Consider the following 17,148-nt stretch of genomic DNA (forward strand, 5'->3'; position numbering starts at 1 on the left):
CCGGGGCTCCCGACGCCCGGCCCCCGGGAACGCGACGGTGCCCGGCGCCCCCGGGAAAGCGGGGGTGCCGGGCACCGTCGGGCGTTCGGCGCGGTGCTCAGTGGGCGTGGCCGTGGCCCGCGGCGGCCGGCTCTTCCTCTTCCTTCTTCTCGACGACCAGGGTCTCGGTCGTCAGCAGGAGGGAGGCGATGGAGGCGGCGTTCTCCAGGGCGGAGCGCGTGACCTTCACCGGGTCGATGACGCCGGCCTTGACCAGGTCGCCGTACTCACCGGTGGCGGCGTTGTAGCCGCTGCCCTTCTCCAGCTCCGCCACCTTGGAGACGATGACGTAGCCCTCCAGGCCGGCGTTCTCGGCGATCCAGCGCAGCGGCTCGACGGCGGCACGGCGGACGACGGAGACACCGGTGGCCTCGTCGCCGGTCTTGCCGAGGTTGCCCTCCAGCACCTTGACGGCGTGGACCAGGGCGGAGCCGCCACCGGAGACGATGCCCTCCTCGACCGCGGCGCGGGTCGCGGAGATGGCGTCCTCCAGACGGTGCTTGCGCTCCTTCAGCTCCACCTCGGTGGCGGCGCCGACCTTGATCACGCACACGCCGCCGGCCAGCTTGGCGAGGCGCTCCTGGAGCTTCTCGCGGTCCCAGTCGGAGTCCGTGGCCTCGATCTCGGCCTTGATCTGCGCGACGCGGCCCTGGACCTCGTCCTTCTTGCCGGCACCGTCGACGATGGTGGTGTCGTCCTTGGTGACGGTGATGCGGCGGGCGGAGCCCAGCACGTCCAGACCGACCTGGTCGAGCTTGAGGCCGACCTCCTCGGAGATGACGGTGGCGCCGGTGAGGACGGCCATGTCCTGGAGCATCGCCTTGCGGCGGTCGCCGAAGCCGGGGGCCTTCACCGCGACGGCGTTGAAGGTGCCGCGGATCTTGTTGACGACCAGCGTGGACAGGGCCTCGCCCTCGACGTCCTCGGCGATGATCAGCAGCGGCTTCGAGGAGTTGGCCTGGATGACCTTCTCCAGCAGCGGCAGCAGGTCCGTGATGGAGGAGACCTTGCCCTGGTTGATGAGGATGTAGGGGTCCTCCAGGACGGCTTCCATGCGCTCCTGGTCCGTCACGAAGTACGGCGACAGGTAACCCTTGTCGAAGGCCATGCCCTCGGTGAAGTCCAGCTCCAGGCCGAAGGTGTTGGACTCCTCGACGGTGATGACACCGTCCTTGCCGACCTTGTCCATGGCCTCGGCGATCAGCTCGCCGACCTGCTGGTCCTGGGCGGACAGCGCGGCCACGGCGGCGATGTCGGACTTCTCGTCGATCGGACGGGCGGTGGCGAGGAGGTCCTCGGACACGGCGGCGACGGCCGCGTCGATGCCCTTCTTCAGCAGCGCCGGGGAGGCACCGGCGGCGACGTTCCTCAGACCCTCGCGGACCAGCGCCTGGGCCAGCACGGTCGCGGTGGTCGTACCGTCACCCGCGACGTCGTTGGTCTTGGTCGCGACCTCCTTGACGAGCTGGGCGCCGAGGTTCTCGTACGGGTCCTCGATCTCCACCTCACGGGCGATGGTGACGCCGTCGTTGGTGATGGTCGGGGCGCCGAACTTCTTGTCGATGACGACGTTGCGGCCCTTGGGGCCGATGGTCACCTTGACCGTGTCGGCGAGCTTGTTGACGCCGCGCTCAAGGGCGCGACGGGCGTCCTCGTCGAACTTCAGGATCTTCGCCATGGGAGCGTGAGCCCTCTTCCGTAATCCGGGGAAAACTGACTGCGCCCCCGACGCCCGGCTTCTTATCGTTCGCGGGTGCCAGGGGCGCAGCTGAGGCAGGGGCCGAGGTGAGTCGGCGGTGCCGGGGCGGACCCGGCCTGCGTCCTACTTCTCGATGATCGCGAGCACGTCGCGGGCCGAGAGGACGAGGTACTCCTCGCCGTTGTACTTCACCTCGGTGCCGCCGTACTTGCTGTAGAGCACGACGTCACCGACGGAGACGTCGAGCGGAAGACGGTTGCCGTCCTCGAAGCGGCCCGGGCCCACGGCCAGGACGACGCCCTCCTGGGGCTTCTCCTTGGCGGTGTCCGGAATGACCAGGCCCGAAGCCGTGGTCTGCTCGGCGTCGAGCGGCTGGACCACAATGCGGTCCTCGAGCGGCTTGATGGCAACCTTGGAGCTGGTGGTCGTCACGATCCGACCTCCCCCTTCGGAGATCTCACGGGGTTAACTGTCTGAGGTGGCGACCAGGTGGATCCGTCGTCGCGGGTGCCGGACCTGCCCGTCGCTTTGTTGGCACTCTCCAGGGGGGAGTGCCAGAGCCGAGACTATGACCGGGATTAGCACTCGGTCAAGCGGAGTGCCAGTGGACGCGGCGCGTCGCGGGATTTCCCGGCGCCCGCCGCCCCTCCGCGCGCCCCCGGCGGACGGCCCCCGGGCGCCGTCCCGGGCGCCGGCGCGCGGGGCTCGGCCGGCACGGGTCACAGGTAGTCCTCCAGCCGGGCCACGGCGTATCCCTCGGCGGTGATCCGGTCGAGAAAGCGGCGGGCCAGGTCGGTCATCGTGCCGTCCCAGTCCCCGCGCCCCCGGAAGTGGGTGAGGACGATGTCACCGGGGTGCAGGTCCTGGTCCCACTCGCGGTACTCCCAGTGGTCGACGTAGACCTCCTCGTTCCAGATGGGCGCGTACCGGATGCCGCAGGACCGGGCGGCGCGCAGGGTGTCGCGGTTGTAGTTGCCGTAGGGCGGGCGGAAGAGGGCGGGGCGGGTGCCGTACCGCTTCTCGATCACGTCCTGCATCCCGCAGATCTCCCGCCTCTGCTCCGCGTAGGAGAGGGCGGGGAGGTACGGGTGGGTCAGGGTGTGGTTGTTGAGGGTGACCCCGGTGTCCCGCATGCCGGTGAAGTAGCCGTAGTCGTCCTTGATCTCCTTGTCGGTGAGGAAGACGGTGTACGGGACCTTCAGCTCGCTCATCATGCGCAGGAACGCCGGGTCCTTCTCGGCGCCGTCGTCGATGGTGAGGAAGACGACCTTCTCCTCGGTGGGGACGGTGGTGAAGACCGGCGGCAGGTCCTCCTGCCCGTCCACCTCGAAGCCCTCGCGGGCCGTGATCCGGGGCTTCTCCGCCGGGGGCGGCGGCGCGGCGAGCGGTACCGCCGCCAGCTTCCACCGCCGGGCGGCGGCGACCCTGGCCGCCTGGGCCGCGCGCAGCTTGGCGGCGTAGGAGTCGAGGGCGCGGGCCGGGGGCGCCTGGAGCGGCTGCTGCCCCGCGGCGCCCCGCACCCCGGGAGGGTCCCCGCCCTGCGCGCAGCCGGCGCCCAGGGCGGCGGCGGCCACGAGGACCAGGCCGCCGCGGGCGGCACGGCGGGCGCGGGCGGCACCGAGGGGACGGGGCGCGCGGGGCGTCCGGGACCCGGAGGAGGTTGCCCGAAGCGACCATGACGGCCCTCTCCCCGGCATCCGCTTTTTATCTGTTTGTACGACTTCGTGCATAGTGCGGCATGCTCGCAGTCCCCGGCCCGCGGACCCGGTCCGACACCGCGCCGGGAGCGGACCGTCCACCGACTGGCCCACAATGTCCCGGTGAACCAGCTCGACGCCCTCCGCTCCCCCGAAGGCCGCGCCCTCCTCGACGAGGTCCGCGACACCGATCCCGCGCACGAGCTGGCCGTGGCCACCCGGCTGCGCCGCACCCACCCGGCCGAGCTGGTGTCGGCGGCGCTCGGACAGGCGCGGCTGCGGCAGCGGGCGGCGGCGAAGTTCGGGGCCGAGGACGCCGGGCGGATGTTCTTCACACCCGACGGGGTCGAGCAGTCGACCCGGGCCGGCGTGGCCGCGCACCGCGCCGGGCGGCTGCGCGAGCTGGGCGTGGCCTCGGTGGCCGACCTGTGCTGCGGGATCGGCGGCGACGCGATCGCGCTGGCCCGCGCGGGCATCCGGGTGCTCGCGGTGGACCGCGACCCGGTGACCGCGGCGGCGGCCCGCGCCAACGCCGAGGCGCTGGGGCTGGACGGACTGGTCGAGGTGCGCGAGGCGGACGTGACGGAGGTCGACACCACCGGGTACGACGCGGTGTTCGTGGACCCGGCGCGGCGCGGCGGGCGCGGCGGCCGCGGGACGGGCGGGCGGATCTTCGACCCCGAGGCGTACTCGCCGCCGCTGTCCTGGGCGGTGGGGGCGGCCCGCCGGGCCCCGGTCGCCGCCGCGCTGAAGGTCGCGCCCGGCATCCCCCACGAGGTGGTGCCCGAGGACGCCGAGGCCGAGTGGATCTCCGACGGCGGTGACGTCAAGGAGGCGGTGCTGTGGTTCGGCACGGCGCCGGGCACCGTGCGGGCCACGCTGCTGCCGGGCCCCCGCACCCTCGTCGGCGCCGGCCTGCCCGACCCGCCGGTCCGCGAGCCCGGCCGCTACCTGTACGAGCCCGACGGCGCCGTCATCCGCGCCCATCTGGTGGCCGACGTGGCCGAACGGGTCGGCGGCGGGCTGCTGGACGCGACCATCGCCTACGTCACGGCGGACGAGCTGCGGCCCACGCCCTACGCGACGGCCTACGAGATCACCGACCGGATGCCGTTCCATGTGAAGCGGCTCAGGGCGCTGCTCCGGGAGCGGGAGGTCGGCACGCTGACGGTGAAGAAGCGGGGCTCGGCGGTGGAGCCGGAGGAGCTGCGCCGCAAGGTCCGCCCCCAGGGGCCGAACGCGGCGACGGTCTTCCTCACCCGGGTCGCGGGCGCCCCCACGATGCTGCTGGGCCACCCGGCCCGGTGAGCGGGCGGGCGGCCCCCGCCCGCGCCGTCCGGCCCGCCGGGACGGGGGACCGGGGGACCGGGTGCGGCCGTACGACGAGGAGGCGGCCCCGGCCCACGGCGAAAGGGGCGGCCCCGAGCCACGAGGAGGGAACGGCACCGGCCCGCGAGGAGCGGGCGGCTCCGGCCCCGTGGCCCTCACCGCCCCGGTGCCGTACCGCTCACCGCTCCGGCCCGGTCACCCCCACCGACTCGAAGCGCCAGCGGTGCACCGGCCGGGTGACCAGCTCGGCCGCCGGTTCGGGCAGCTCCGGCAGTTCGGCGTCGTACGGGGCGTCCCACCAGGTGATGACGAGGACCCGGTCCTGGGGCGCGCGCAGGGTCTCCCGGCGCAGGGGCACGGCGTCGAGGTCACGCGAGCGCGCCCACTCCAGCAGCTCCCCGCCCCGGCCGGGCACGGCCCGCGCCTCCCACATCAGCGCGACGGTCACGGGTACAGGTTCTCCTTGCTGACCTCGTGCACATGGTCGTGGCCATGCCCGTGCTCGTGCCCGTGCCCGTGCCCGTGGTCATGGCCGTGGCCGTGGCCGTGGCCGCTCCCCGGGACGTGCGGGTCGGTCACCGGCAGGGAGGAGTCCGCCGACAGGTCCCAGTCGGAGGCGGACCGGCCCCGGGCGACCATCTCGGCGCCGAGCGCGGCCACCATCGCGCCGTTGTCCGTGCACAGCTTGGGGCGCGGCACCCGCAGCCGGATGCCCGCCGCCTCGCAGCGCTCCCGCGCCAGCTCCCGCAGCCGGGAGTTGGCGGCGACCCCGCCGCCGATCATCAGGTGGTCGACGCCGTTGTCCTTGCAGGCCCGCACGGCCTTGCGGGTCAGCACGTCCACCACGGCCTCCTGGAAGGACGCCGACACGTCGCGCACCGGCACCTCCTCCCCCGCCGCCCGCCGGGCCTCGATCCAGCGGGCCACGGCCGTCTTGAGGCCGGAGAAGGAGAAGTCGTACGGGGCGTCGCGCGGCCCGGTCAGCCCGCGCGGGAAGGCGATGGCGCCCGGGTCGCCCTCGCGCGCGTACCGGTCGATGACGGGGCCGCCGGGGAAGCCCAGGTTCAGCACCCGGGCGACCTTGTCGAAGGCCTCGCCGGCCGCGTCGTCGATGGTGGCACCGAGCGGGCGGACGTCGGCGGTGATGTCCGTGGAGAGCAGCAGCGAGGAGTGCCCGCCGGAGACCAGCAGCGCCATCGTGGGCTCGGGCAGCGGGCCGTGCTCCAGCTGGTCGACGCAGATGTGCGAGGCGAGGTGGTTGACGCCGTAGAGGGGCTTGCCGAGGGCGTAGGCGTACGCCTTGGCGGCCGAGACTCCGACCAGGAGGGCGCCGGCGAGGCCGGGACCGGCGGTGACCGAGATGCCGTCCAGGTCGCGGGCGCTGACGCCCGCCTCCTTCAGCGCGCGGTCGATGGTGGGGACCATCGCCTCCAGGTGGGCGCGGCTCGCCACCTCCGGGACGACCCCGCCGAACCGGGCGTGTTCGTCGACGCTGGAGGCGACCGCGTCGGCCAGCAGGGTGGTGCCGCGGACGACACCGACGCCGGTCTCGTCGCAGGAGGTCTCGATCCCCAGGACCAGGGGTTCGTCAGCCATTGATCTCGGTTCCTCGCTCGGTTCCCGGCAGGGGGTCGGTACCCGCCACGGAGGCGGACGGATCGGTCAGGCGCATGACCAGGGCGTCCACGTTGCCCGGCTGGTAGTAGCCGCGGCGGAAGCCGATGGCCTCGAAGCCGAAGCGCTCGTAGAGCCGCTGGGCGCGGGTGTTGTCCACCCGGCACTCCAGCATCACCTCGGCGCACTCGAAGGCGGTGGCGGCCCGCAGCAGCTCGGTCAGCAGCCGGGCGCCCAGCCCGGTGCCCCAGCGCTCGCGGGCCACGGCGATGGTCTGCACGTCGCCCTGGTCGCCGGAGGCGACGAGGCCCGCGTAGCCGACGATCCGGCCGTCGGCCTCGGCGACCAGATAGCGGCGGGTGGCCGCCGGACCGCGCGCGTGCGCCAGCTCGGACCAGAACATCCCCCGCGACCAGGCGTCCTCCGGGAACAGCTCGCGCTCCAGCAGGAGCACCGCGTCGATGTCCCACCAGCGCATCTCGCGCAGGGCGGCGGGGCCGGGCGGGGGCTCGGGCTCGGGGACGGGTCCGGCGGCGGGGCCGGGTTCGGGTGCCGTCACTTGGGGGTGACCACCTTGTAGTTCTTGGGGACCTGGGCGTCCGGCCGCCGCAGGTAGAGCGGCCGGGGCGCGGGCAGCTCCTCCCCCGCCGCGAGCCGCTCGACGGCGAGGCGGGCCAGCGCGGCGGCGGAGACGTGCTCGGGTTCGTGGGCCCGGGGGAAGGTGTCCGGGTACAGCAGGGCTCCGGCGCCGACGGCGGGGAGCCCGGCCACCCGCTCCGCGATGTCGGCGGGGCGGTCGACGGCCGGGTCGGTCAGACGGGTGCGGGAGTCGGCGTACCGGGCCCAGTAGACCTCCTTGCGGCGGGCGTCGGTCGCCACCACGAAGGGGCCCTCCAGGTCGGCGGCGCGGGCCAGGCCGTCCAGGGTGCACACGCCGTACACGGGCACGCCGAGCGCGAGCCCGAAGGCGTCCGCCGTCATCAGGCCGACGCGCAGCCCGGTGTACGGGCCGGGACCGGTCCCGGCGACGACGCCGGTGACGGCGCCCAGCCGCAGACCGGCCTCGGAGAGCACCCGGTCGACGGCGGGCAGCAGCAGCTCACCGTGGCGGCGCGCGTCCACCTGGCTCGACGAGGCGATGACGTCCGTGCCGTCGTGCAGCGCGACGGTCACGGCGGGCGTGGCGGTATCCAGAGCGAGCAAGAGCACGCGAACAGCGTACGGCGCCGCGGCGCCCGTGTCGGACGGCCGGGAGCGGCCGTCACGGACTGCTACCGTCGCTCCACGGAACGCGTACGGCGTCCGGAGTGCCCCGGACCCGCGGGGCGCGCGCGGCGCCCGGGACGCACGGGACAGGACGACGGGGTGGTCGCCAGTGGCAGCCAGCAGCGCCGGATTCGTGGCCGCACTCACCACGGCGGCCCTGGTGACGGTGGGCACGCTCGCCTACCGCGCGGCGGCGGAGGCGCCCGAGCCCCCCGCCACCCGGCCGCGGGCGTCGGGCTCGCCCGCCCCCGGCGCCGTCAAGGCGCCGCGCGACCGGCGTCACCCGGAGGCGCTGCCCGCGCGGTCCGGAACGGGTGAACGGGTCGTGTACTCGGTGGACGACGACCGGGTCTGGCTGGTCGGCGCGGACGGCGCGGCCCGGCGCACCTTCCGGGTGACCCCCGGCGCGGTCGACCCGGCACCGGGCGACTACGCGGTGACGTCCCGTTCGAACCGGGTGATCGGCACGGACGGCGTCCCGATCGAGCACGTGGTGCGGTTCACCGCGGTCGACGGGGTGGTCATCGGGTTCAGCGCGGCCGTGGACGACGAGCCGCCCGAGCCCGACCTGTCGGCGCCGACCGGCGGCATCCGGGAGTCCCGGGCGGACGGCGACGCCATGTGGGAGTTCGCGACGATCGGCCGCCCGGTGGTCGTGATCCGCTGACCGCGCGGCGGACCCGGCCGCGGAACGGGCGGGGCGGGTCCGCGCGGGGTCCGCGGCGGGCGGGGCGGAACGGGCGGACGGGGGTGCGCGGTCAGGCGGCCTCGCGGCGGCGCTCCGGTGACACCGACGGGCTCGGCATCGGCCCGGGCGCGGGCGGCGGGGTCGAGACGGCCGCCGCGGCGGCACCGGCCGCGAGCAGTTCCTTCATGGACACCGCGGGGGCGGTGCGCGACGGGTCCCTGGTCTCCGGCATGGACGCCTCCTGGGGCTCGGGGGCCATCCTGGTTAGGCGTGCCTAACCACGGCCCGGACACCATGTGACCACGGGGGGAAGGCCGAAGGCAACACTTTTCCGACACCATGTCGGAAACCCGGTGGGCCGGCGCGCCGCCACCGGCCGGTCCGGGACGGCCGGGCACGCCGGAACGCCCAGCGCGTCACGGGGCACGGCGACACGGGGACACGGCGACACGGGGACACGGCGACACGGGGACACGGGGACACGGGGACACGGGGCAGGATCACCCGCTCCCGGTGGGGCCGGCGGAAGCGGGGCGGCCCCGGGGCGAACGGACGCCGGACGGGCGCGCGGAACGGACCCGCGGCGAACGGCGCGGACCGGCGCCGTTCGGGCCGGGCCGGACGCGCTCCCGGGCGCGGGCAGGCGGTACGGGACGGGACGGCGGCGAGCGACACGGGTCGTAGCGGCGCGGGGAGCACCTGAAGCACCGGGCGTACGGTGCGAACCGGTACCCCGCCGGTACGCCCGGGTCCGTACCGGCGCGGGAACGCTCAGCCGGTGAGGGCGTCCAGGTCGGCCCCGGTCCAGCGGGCGCCGACGCCCTTGAGGGTCACCCGCCGCACCTCGTCGGTGGTGTCGCCCACGGCGCGGTGGATGGTGAGCTGGAGCCGGTCCTCGGTCAGCTCCTCCACCTTGCCCTCGCCCCACTCGACCACGATGACCGAGTCGGCCAGGGAGACGTCCAGGTCGAGGTCCTCCATCTCGTCGAGCCCCCCGGACAGCCGGTAGGCGTCGACGTGGACGAGCGGCGGACCGTCGCCGAGCGGCGGGTGCACCCGGGCGATCACGAAGGTCGGGGAGGTGACGGCGCCGCGCACCCCGAGGCCCTCGCCGATCCCCCGGGTCAGGGTGGTCTTGCCCGCACCCAGCTCCCCGCTGAGCATCAGCAGGTCACCGGCGCGCAGCGTGGCGGCCAGCCTGCGGCCGAACTCCCGCATCCGGTCGGGGGAGGTGACGGTGATCTCGGCCTCGGGAGCGGGCTCGGCGGGACCGGACGGTGCTGCGGGTGCTTCCATGGCACCCCACGGTAGCCGCTGGACGGCGCCCGGCGGCCCGCCCTCGGGGGCCGTCGCCGCCGACGTCCCCGGTACGGCCCCGGACGGCCCCGGGCGCCGACGCGTCCGCCGTCACGGCCGACCGCGCCCGGTCGCCCCCGGCGCCGGCGTCGTACGCCCGGCCGGAACGCCCGGCCCCGGCGCGGCCTCCGCACGGTCGCGCCGCGGTGCCGCCGCCGACCGGGCGCGGTGCCCGGCGCGCGCCGCTCCCCCGTGCCGTCAACCGGTCGACGGGGTCCTCATCCCGCCGTGCCCCGGGTCCCGCCGTCCCCCGGGGCCGCCGCGTCCCCCCGGGTCCGTTCACGGGCCCGGGCGATCAGGCCGGTCAGGCGGTCCGTGACCAGTGCGGGGTGTTCCAGCATCACCAGGTGCCCGGCGTCGGGCACCATCACCAGCTCCGCCCCGGGCAGCAGTTCCGCGATGGCCTCGCTGTGCTCGCTGGGCGTGACCAGGTCCCGCACCCCGGCGAGCACCAGCACCGGCAGTTCGCGGAACCGGGCCAGGGCGGCGGTCTTGTCGTGGTCGTCGAATGCCGGGTAGAACTCGGCGACCACGTCGATGGGCGTCGACTCGATCATCCGCTCCGCGAACCGGGCCACCGCCGGATCGATGTCCCGCCCGGCGAAGGAGTAGCGCTTGACGATCCCGGCGAACAGGTCGGCGGTGGCCCGGCGCCCCCGCTCCACCAGCTCCGCCCGCTGCCCCAGCGCCCTCAGCACGCCCGGCAGCACCCGCCGCACCGCGTTGACCCCGGCCACCGGCAGCCCGAAGTTCACCTCGCCGAGCCGCCCCGAGGAGGTGCCGACCAGCGCGACACCGGCCACCCGCTCCCGGACGAACCCGGGGAACTGGTCCGCCAGGGCCATCACCGTCATCCCGCCCATGGAGTGGCCGACCAGCACCACGGGCCCCTCGGGCGCCGCGGCGTCGAGGACGGCGCGCAGATCGCGGCCCAGTCCGTCGATGGTGACCGGCTCGCCGTCGCGGCCCTGGGTCACGCCCCGTCCGGAGCGGCCGTGGCTGCGCTGGTCCCAGTACACGCCGCGGACCGCACCGCGCAGGGCGGCGCGCTGGAAGTGCCAGGAGTCCTGGCTGAGGCAGTAGCCGTGGCAGAAGACGACGGTCAGCGGCGCGGGCGCCCGCCGCCCGGATCGCTGCCGCGCTCCCCCGGCGGAGCCGCCCCCGGCCCCGGCTCCGCCGTCGGCCCCGTCCCCCGCCGCATCGGCGTCATCGGCGTCATGGGCGTCATGGGCGTCATGGGCGTCATGGGCTACGTCGGTCCCGGTCGCGGCCCCCTCGGCCGTGCCCGTCCCCCCGGCCCCGTCGGTCTCGTCGGTCTCGTCGATCTCGTCGATCTCGTCGATCTCGTCGATCTCGTCGATCTCGTCGATCTCGTAGTACAACTCGGTGCCGTCGTCGGCGTACGCCCTGCCGGGGGTGCCGCGCAGTTCGCCGAACGGGCCCGCCGCGTCCAGCACCATCCGGGCCTCGCGGCGCATCTCGCGGCCGACGGTGAGCCGTTCCACCGCCACACCGGCCGCCGCGCCCGCCGCGACGACGCCCAGGGCCAGGCCCGCGATGCCGGTGGCCCGGCGCCAGCCGCCGGTGGCCGCGTCCACGACGGCGTCCGCACCGCTCTCGCTCACGTACCGCTCCTCCTCGCCGGGGCGCCGCGCCGGTCGCTCTCGTCGCCGTCCGGCATCACCCGGACGGGTGCATCATGCACGGGACGGGGTCACCCGCGCACGGTGCTCCGCCGGTCCACGAGGACCCGGGGGACGCGCGGGCCGATCCGGGTGACGATCTCGTACGCGATCGTGCCCGCCGCCTGCGCCCAGTCCTCGGCGGTGGGCTCGCCCCGGTCGCCCGGCCCGAACAGCACCGCCTCGGTGCCCGGGGCGGGCAGGTCGCCGCCGAGGTCGACGACGAACTGGTCCATCGCCACCCGCCCCGCGACGGTCCGCCACTTGCCCTCGACCAGGACCGGGCCGGTCCCGGAGGCATGCCGGGGGACGCCGTCCGCGTAGCCGAGGGCGACGAGGCCGAGGGTGGTCTCGCCGGGGGTGGTGTAGTGGTGCCCGTAGCTCACGCCGTGGCCCGCGGGCACCCGCTTGACCAGGGCCAGCGGGGCGGACAGCGTCATCACCGGGCGCAGCCCGAAGTCGGCGGAGGTGCCGACCTCCGGGCTGGGCGACAGCCCGTACATCGCGATGCCGGGCCGGACCAGGTCGAAGTGGCTCTCGGGCAGGGTGAGCGTGGCCGGCGAGTTGGCGATGTGCCGCACCTCCGGGCGCACCCCCTCCCCCTCGGCGTACCCGGTCATCTCCCGGAAGCGGGTGAGCTGGGCGGCGATGGAGGGGTGCCCCGGCTCGTCGGCGCAGGCGAAGTGGGACCAGAGCCCGGTGACGCGCACCAGGCCCGCGCGCTCGGCGGCGAGCGCGGCGGCGACCAGCGCGGCCCACTCCGGGCCCGGCTGGCAGCCGTTGCGGCCGAGGCCGGTGTCGGCCTTGAGCTGGATCAGGGCGGGCCGCCCGGCGCGGCGGGCCGCCCCGGTGACCTCCTCCAGGGCCCATATCCCGCTGACGGAGATGTCGAGACCCGCCTCGACCGCCTCCCGCCAGGGCCCGCCGGGGGTCCACAGCCAGCACATGATCCGCACTCCGGCGAGCGCGGGCTCGGCGCGCAGCGCGAGCGCCTCCTGCGGGGTGGCGGTGCCCAGCCAGCCCGCCCCCGCCTCGACGGCCGCGCGGGCGCACGGGACGGCTCCGTGGCCGTAGGCGTCGGCCTTGACGACGGCCATCAGGGCCGCGCCGGGTGCCCGTTCGCGCAGGGTGCGCACATTGTCCCGCAGGGCGTCCAGATCGATCTCGGCCCGGGCCCGCGGGCCCGTTTCCGGCCGTACCACACTCTCACTCATCACCGCACAGTCTCTCAGAGCAGGCAGGATGCCCACCGGTCGGAGGGCCGGGCGGGCCTCCGGACGGCCCGGACGGCGCTCCGGAAGGGGTCCGTGGGGACGCGTGGGGACGCGTGGGGCGGGTGCGCCGGAGGGTGCGGCGCCGGGCGGGGAACACTGGGGGCATGCGGAGTGCGTACAGCGTGGAGACGGTCAGGAACGCCGAGCGGGAACTGATGGCGCGGTTGCCGGAGGGGGCGCTGATGCAGCGCGCCGCCGCCGGGCTCGCCGCGGCCTGTGCCCAGTTGCTCGGCCGGGTCTACGGCAGCCGGGTGGTGCTGCTGGTCGGCAGCGGCGACAACGGGGGTGACGCCCTGTACGCCGGGGCGCGGCTCGCCGGCCGGGGGGCGGGGGTCACGGCGGTGCTGCTCACCCCCGGCAGGGCGCATCCCGGGGGCCTGGCGGCGCTGCGCCGGGCCGGGGGGCGGATCGCGCCGGACGGTGCCGGGGAGGAACTGATCGGCCGGGCCGACCTCGTCGTGGACGGCATCACGGGCATCGGGGGGCGGGGCGGGCTGCGGCCGGGGGCGGTGCCGCTGGCCGCGGCGGCGGAGCGGTCCCGGGCGGCCGTGGTCGCCGTGGACCTGCCGAGCGGGGTCGACGCCGACACCGGCGAGGTGCGCGGCGCGGCGGTGCGGGCCGATCTGACGGTGACCTTCGGCACCCACAAGCCGGCGCTGCTGGTCGACCCCGCGCGGGAGTACGCCGGATCGGTGCGGCTGGTGGAAATCGGGCTGGCGCTGCCCGGCAGGGGGGCGGTGCTGGAGGCGTTCCAGCACGCGGACGTGGCGGCGCTGCTGCCGGTGCCGGGCGCGGAGAGCGACAAGTACCGGCGCGGGGTGGTCGGCGTCGCCGCCGGGTCGGCGCGGTACCCGGGCGCGGCGGTGCTCGCCGTGGCGGGCGCGCTGCGGGGCGGGGCCGGCGCGGTGCGGTACGCGGGCCCGGCCGGGGACGCGGTGATCGCCCGGTTCCCCGAGGCGCTGGTGTCGGCCGGGGGGCCGAAGGGGGCGGGGCGGGTGCAGGCGTGGGTCGTCGGCCCCGGGATCGGCGACGACGCCGCGCCCGTGGCCGAGGCGGTCGCGGCGGAGGTGCCGGTGCTGATCGACGCGGACGGGCTGCGACTGGCCGACGCCGGGGCGGTGCGGGCCCGTACGGCGCCGACGCTGATGACCCCGCACGCGGGGGAGGCGGCGGCCCTGCTGGGCGTGGGCCGCGCGGAGGTGGAGGCCGCCCGGCTGGCGACGGTGCGGGAGCTCTCGGCGCGGTACGGGGCGACGGTGCTGCTGAAGGGCTCCACGACGCTGGTCGCGGCGGCGGACGGCGGGCCGGTGCGGGCGAACGCCACGGGGACGCCGTGGCTGGCCACGGCGGGCAGCGGCGACGTGCTGTCGGGCCTGGCCGGTTCGCTCCTGGCGGCCGGGCTGCCCGTCCCGGACGCGGGCGCGGCGGCGGCCTACCTCCACGGGCTGTCGGGCCGCCTGGCGTCCCGGTCGGCCCCGGCGACCGCCCACGAGGTGGCGGACCACCTCCAGGACGCCTGGCGCGGCATCCACGCGCGCTGACGCCGCGTCGGCCCGGCGGGGCTCCTCCCAGGAGGTGCGCCGGCCTCCGGGGACGCCCTCGCCTCCAGGGGCGCCCTCGCCTCCGGCGGGGCCCCGTGGGAGGCGCCCTCCCGCGGCTCGCCCTCCCTCCGGGAGCGATCCCCTCGCCGCACGGCCCCGGCGACCGCCCACGAGGTGGCGGACCACCTCCAGGACGCCGGGGCGGCATCCACCCGCGCTGACGCCGCGTCGGCCCGGCGGGACTCCCCCCAGGGGGGCGCCCTCGCCCCCGGCGGGAATCCCCGTGGGGAAACGCCCTCCCGCGGCTCCCCCTTCCTCCGGGAGCGATCCCCTCGCGGCACGGCCCCGGGCCCCGCCCGAGCGGCCCCGGGGCCCGGCCCGGCCCGGGTAAGGGCTACCCCTCCGCGATCACCACCGCCGACGCCACCCCCGCGTCATGGCTCAGCGACACGTGCCAGGAGGCCACGCCCAGCTCCGCCGCCCGCGCGGCCACCGTGCCGCTCACCCGGAGCAGCGGGCGGCCCGCCTCCCCCACGTACACCTCGGCGTCCGTCCACAGCAGCCCGCCGGGCGCGCCCAGCGCCTTGGCCAGCGCCTCCTTCGCCGCGAACCGCGCCGCGAGGGAGGCGACGCCGCGCCGCTCCCCGCTGGGCAGCAGCAGTTCGCCGGGCAGGAACAGACGCCGTGCCAGGGCCGGGGTGCGGGCCAGCGACGCCCCGAACCGTTCGATCTCGGCCACGTCGATCCCGACCCCGATGATGCTCATGCCGCACACCCTACGGCGACGGCCCCGCCCCGCCCCGGACACCGCCAAGGGCCACCCGCGGCGGGCGCGACGGCACCGCGGGCGACGCACGGCGCGCGACCGACCGGCGGGGCCCTGCGCCACGGGCGGGTCCTACGCCACCGGCACCGGCACCGGCACCGGCCTCATTCCACCGTCACCGACTTGGCCAGGTTCCTCGGCTGGTCCACCTCGTTGCCCCGGGCGGTCGCCAGCTCGCAGGCGAAGACCTGGAGCGGCACCGTCGTCACGAGCGGCTGGAGCAGCGTCGGGGTGGCCGGGACCCGGACGAGGTGGTCGGCGTAGGGCACGACGGCCTCGTCGCCCTCCTCCGCGATGACGATGGTCCGCGCCCCCCGCGCCCTGATCTCCTGGATGTTGGAGACGATCTTGTCGTGCAGCACGGACCGGCCGCGCGGCGACGGCACCACCACCACGACCGGCAGGTCCTCCTCGATGAGCGCGATCGGCCCGTGCTTCAGCTCCCCGGCGGCGAACCCCTCGGCGTGCATGTAGGCGAGTTCCTTGAGCTTGAGGGCGCCCTCCAGCGCGACCGGGTGGCCCACGTGGCGGCCGAGGAAGAGCACCGTGTCCTTGTGGGCGAGGGAGCGGGCCAGCTCCCGCACGGGCTCCATGGTCCCCAGGACCCGTTCGACCGCCTCGGGCACCCGGGACAGGTCGCGCACGACGGCGCGGATCTCGTCGCCGTACTGGGTGCCGCGCACCTGGCCGAGGTAGAGGGCGACCAGGTAGCAGGCCACGAGCTGGGTCAGGAAGGCCTTGGTGGAGGCGACGGCGACCTCGGGACCGGCGTGCGTGTAGAGCACGGCGTCGGACTCGCGCGGGATGGTGGACCCGTTGGTGTTGCAGATGGCGAGGACCCTGGCGCCCTGTTCGCGGGCGTGGCGCACGGCCATCAGGGTGTCCATGGTCTCCCCGGACTGGGAGACGGCGACGACGAGGCTGCGCTGGTCGAGGATGGGGTCCCGGTAGCGGAACTCGCTGGCCAGCTCCACCTCGCAGGGCACGCGCGTCCAGTGCTCGATGGCGTACTTGGCGATCAGCCCGGCGTGGAAGGCGGTGCCGCAGGCGACGATGACCACCTTGTCCAGTTCGCGCAGCACCCCGGCGGGGATGCGCACCTCGTCCAGGCTGAGCGTGCCGGAGCCGTCGATGCGGCCGAGCAGGGTGTCCGCGACGGCCTTGGGCTGCTCGGCGATCTCCTTGAGCATGAAGTAGTCGTAGCCGCCCTTCTCGGCGGCGGAGGCGTCCCAGTCGATGTGGTAGGCGCGCACGTCGGCCGGGGCGCCGTCGAACCCGGTGACCGTCACGCCGTCCCGGCTCAGCTCGACGACCTGGTCCTGGCCCAGTTCGACGGCCTCCCGGGTGTGCGCGATGAACGCGGCCACGTCGGAGGCGAGGAAGGACTCGCCGTCCCCCAGGCCCACCACGAGCGGGGAGTTGCGCCGGGCGCCGACCACCACGCCGGGGGCGTCGGCGTGCACCGCGACCAGGGTGAACGCGCCCTCCAGGCGCCGGCACACCCGCCGCATCGCCTCCGCGAGGTCGGGATGGGCGGAGAACTCCTCGGCGAGCAGATGGGCGACGACCTCGGTGTCGGTCTCCGAGGCGAGGGTGTGGCCGCGCTCCTCCAGTTCGGCGCGGAGCGGGGCGAAGTTCTCGATGATGCCGTTGTGGACGACGGCCACCCGGCCCGCGTTGTCGACGTGCGGGTGGGCGTTGGTGTCGGTGGGGCCGCCGTGGGTGGCCCAGCGGGTGTGGCCGATGCCGGTGGTGGCGGCCGGCAGCGGCCGTTCGGACAGCTCCTTGTCCAGGTTGACGAGTTTCCCGGCGCGCTTGGCGGTGGCCAGGCCGCCGTCCGCGGGCAGGGCGACGCCCGCCGAGTCGTAGCCGCGGTACTCCAGACGCTTCAGTCCGGCCAGTACGACGTCCAGCGCCGACTGCGGACCCACATATCCCACAATTCCGCACATAAAGGGCAGCCTAGGGGCTGTCCCGTGATCCGCGGTGGATCAGCGCGCGGCGTCGGGCGCCGGGGACGCGGACCGGCGCCCGGAGGCGGGAATCGCCCGCGAACCTGCCCCGGAGCGGCCCCGGACCTGCCCCGGACCTGCCCCGGAACCGGACGTTCCCGCCGGGAACCGCACGGCCCCGGCGG

The 17,148-nt window shown here is 75.8% G+C and carries 16 protein-coding genes; 3 read left to right on the forward strand and 13 right to left on the reverse strand.

Annotated features, from left to right (window positions below):
* Window positions 1-97: 97 nt before the first annotated feature.
* The 3 genes from groL to ACZ7LB_RS12475 form a co-directional block, all read right to left on the reverse strand.
* Entirely contained in the window at window positions 98-1,717 is a 1,620-nt protein-coding gene (groL, locus tag ACZ7LB_RS12465) for a chaperonin GroEL (protein WP_471467535.1), read from the reverse strand.
* A gap of 144 nt (window positions 1,718-1,861) precedes the next feature.
* Window positions 1,862-2,170 carry a co-chaperone GroES gene (gene groES, locus ACZ7LB_RS12470; protein ID WP_053135717.1) on the reverse strand — a complete coding sequence of 103 codons (309 nt, stop codon included), beginning with the start codon at window positions 2,168-2,170 and terminating at the stop codon, window positions 1,862-1,864.
* Between the two features lie 287 nt (window positions 2,171-2,457).
* Window positions 2,458-3,312: a polysaccharide deacetylase family protein gene (locus tag ACZ7LB_RS12475; RefSeq protein WP_471467536.1), complete on the reverse strand. Its 855-nt coding sequence runs from the start codon at window positions 3,310-3,312 to the stop codon at window positions 2,458-2,460.
* 246 nt (window positions 3,313-3,558) lie between these two features.
* On the opposite strand from ACZ7LB_RS12475, the gene ACZ7LB_RS12480 reads away from it, so the two are divergent.
* Complete coding sequence (locus ACZ7LB_RS12480; RefSeq protein WP_471467538.1) at window positions 3,559-4,743, forward strand: class I SAM-dependent methyltransferase; 1,185 nt, start codon at window positions 3,559-3,561, stop codon at window positions 4,741-4,743.
* A gap of 199 nt (window positions 4,744-4,942) precedes the next feature.
* Here the strand turns inward: ACZ7LB_RS12480 and ACZ7LB_RS12485 are convergent, their stop codons facing one another.
* The 4 genes from ACZ7LB_RS12485 to tsaB form a co-directional block, all read right to left on the reverse strand.
* The gene (locus tag ACZ7LB_RS12485; protein WP_471467540.1) at window positions 4,943-5,212 is read right to left on the reverse strand and encodes a hypothetical protein; all 270 of its coding nucleotides are present in this window, start codon (window positions 5,210-5,212) and stop codon (window positions 4,943-4,945) included.
* Window positions 5,209-6,360 carry a tRNA (adenosine(37)-N6)-threonylcarbamoyltransferase complex transferase subunit TsaD gene (tsaD, locus tag ACZ7LB_RS12490; RefSeq protein ID WP_471467542.1) on the reverse strand — a complete coding sequence of 384 codons (1,152 nt, stop codon included), beginning with the start codon at window positions 6,358-6,360 and terminating at the stop codon, window positions 5,209-5,211. The genes ACZ7LB_RS12485 and tsaD overlap by 4 nt, the downstream gene beginning before the upstream one ends.
* Complete coding sequence (rimI, locus tag ACZ7LB_RS12495; RefSeq protein ID WP_471467633.1) at window positions 6,353-6,856, reverse strand: ribosomal protein S18-alanine N-acetyltransferase; 504 nt, start codon at window positions 6,854-6,856, stop codon at window positions 6,353-6,355. Before rimI ends, tsaD begins: the two co-directional genes overlap by 8 nt.
* A 77-nt stretch (window positions 6,857-6,933) precedes the next feature.
* Window positions 6,934-7,587, reverse strand: a complete 654-nt coding sequence (tsaB, locus tag ACZ7LB_RS12500; RefSeq protein ID WP_471467544.1) for a tRNA (adenosine(37)-N6)-threonylcarbamoyltransferase complex dimerization subunit type 1 TsaB — start codon at window positions 7,585-7,587, stop codon at window positions 6,934-6,936.
* Window positions 7,588-7,753: 166 nt separating this feature from the next.
* On the opposite strand from tsaB, the gene ACZ7LB_RS12505 reads away from it, so the two are divergent.
* Complete coding sequence (locus ACZ7LB_RS12505) at window positions 7,754-8,311, forward strand: hypothetical protein (protein ID WP_471467546.1); 558 nt, start codon at window positions 7,754-7,756, stop codon at window positions 8,309-8,311.
* A gap of 91 nt (window positions 8,312-8,402) precedes the next feature.
* Here ACZ7LB_RS12505 and ACZ7LB_RS12510 read toward each other — a convergent pair whose 3' ends face one another.
* From ACZ7LB_RS12510 to alr, 4 genes are all read right to left on the reverse strand, one after another.
* Window positions 8,403-8,564, reverse strand: a complete 162-nt coding sequence (locus ACZ7LB_RS12510) for a hypothetical protein (RefSeq protein WP_471467548.1) — start codon at window positions 8,562-8,564, stop codon at window positions 8,403-8,405.
* A 539-nt stretch (window positions 8,565-9,103) separates the two neighbouring features.
* Window positions 9,104-9,628 (reverse strand): tRNA (adenosine(37)-N6)-threonylcarbamoyltransferase complex ATPase subunit type 1 TsaE, encoded by a 525-nt coding sequence (gene tsaE, locus ACZ7LB_RS12515; RefSeq protein ID WP_161227016.1) that lies wholly within the window; start codon window positions 9,626-9,628, stop codon window positions 9,104-9,106.
* Between the two features lie 278 nt (window positions 9,629-9,906).
* Entirely contained in the window at window positions 9,907-11,313 is a 1,407-nt protein-coding gene (locus ACZ7LB_RS12520; protein WP_471467550.1) for an alpha/beta fold hydrolase, read from the reverse strand.
* 89 nt (window positions 11,314-11,402) lie between these two features.
* Complete coding sequence (gene alr, locus ACZ7LB_RS12525; RefSeq protein WP_471467552.1) at window positions 11,403-12,584, reverse strand: alanine racemase; 1,182 nt, start codon at window positions 12,582-12,584, stop codon at window positions 11,403-11,405.
* A 164-nt stretch (window positions 12,585-12,748) separates the two neighbouring features.
* On the opposite strand from alr, the gene ACZ7LB_RS12530 reads away from it, so the two are divergent.
* On the forward strand, window positions 12,749-14,185 hold the full coding sequence (locus tag ACZ7LB_RS12530) for an NAD(P)H-hydrate dehydratase (protein ID WP_471467554.1): 1,437 nt from the start codon (window positions 12,749-12,751) through the stop codon (window positions 14,183-14,185).
* A 394-nt stretch (window positions 14,186-14,579) separates the two neighbouring features.
* On the opposite strand, the gene ACZ7LB_RS12535 is transcribed toward ACZ7LB_RS12530, so the two are convergent.
* Both ACZ7LB_RS12535 and glmS read right to left on the reverse strand, forming a co-directional pair.
* Window positions 14,580-14,951, reverse strand: coding sequence for a holo-ACP synthase (locus ACZ7LB_RS12535; RefSeq protein WP_471467556.1), 372 nt, complete (start codon window positions 14,949-14,951; stop codon window positions 14,580-14,582).
* Between the two features lie 164 nt (window positions 14,952-15,115).
* Window positions 15,116-16,963, reverse strand: a complete 1,848-nt coding sequence (gene glmS, locus ACZ7LB_RS12540; protein WP_471467558.1) for a glutamine--fructose-6-phosphate transaminase (isomerizing) — start codon at window positions 16,961-16,963, stop codon at window positions 15,116-15,118.
* Window positions 16,964-17,148 lie beyond the last annotated feature (185 nt).

The organism is Streptomyces sp. NPDC107521 (assembly GCF_055598485.1).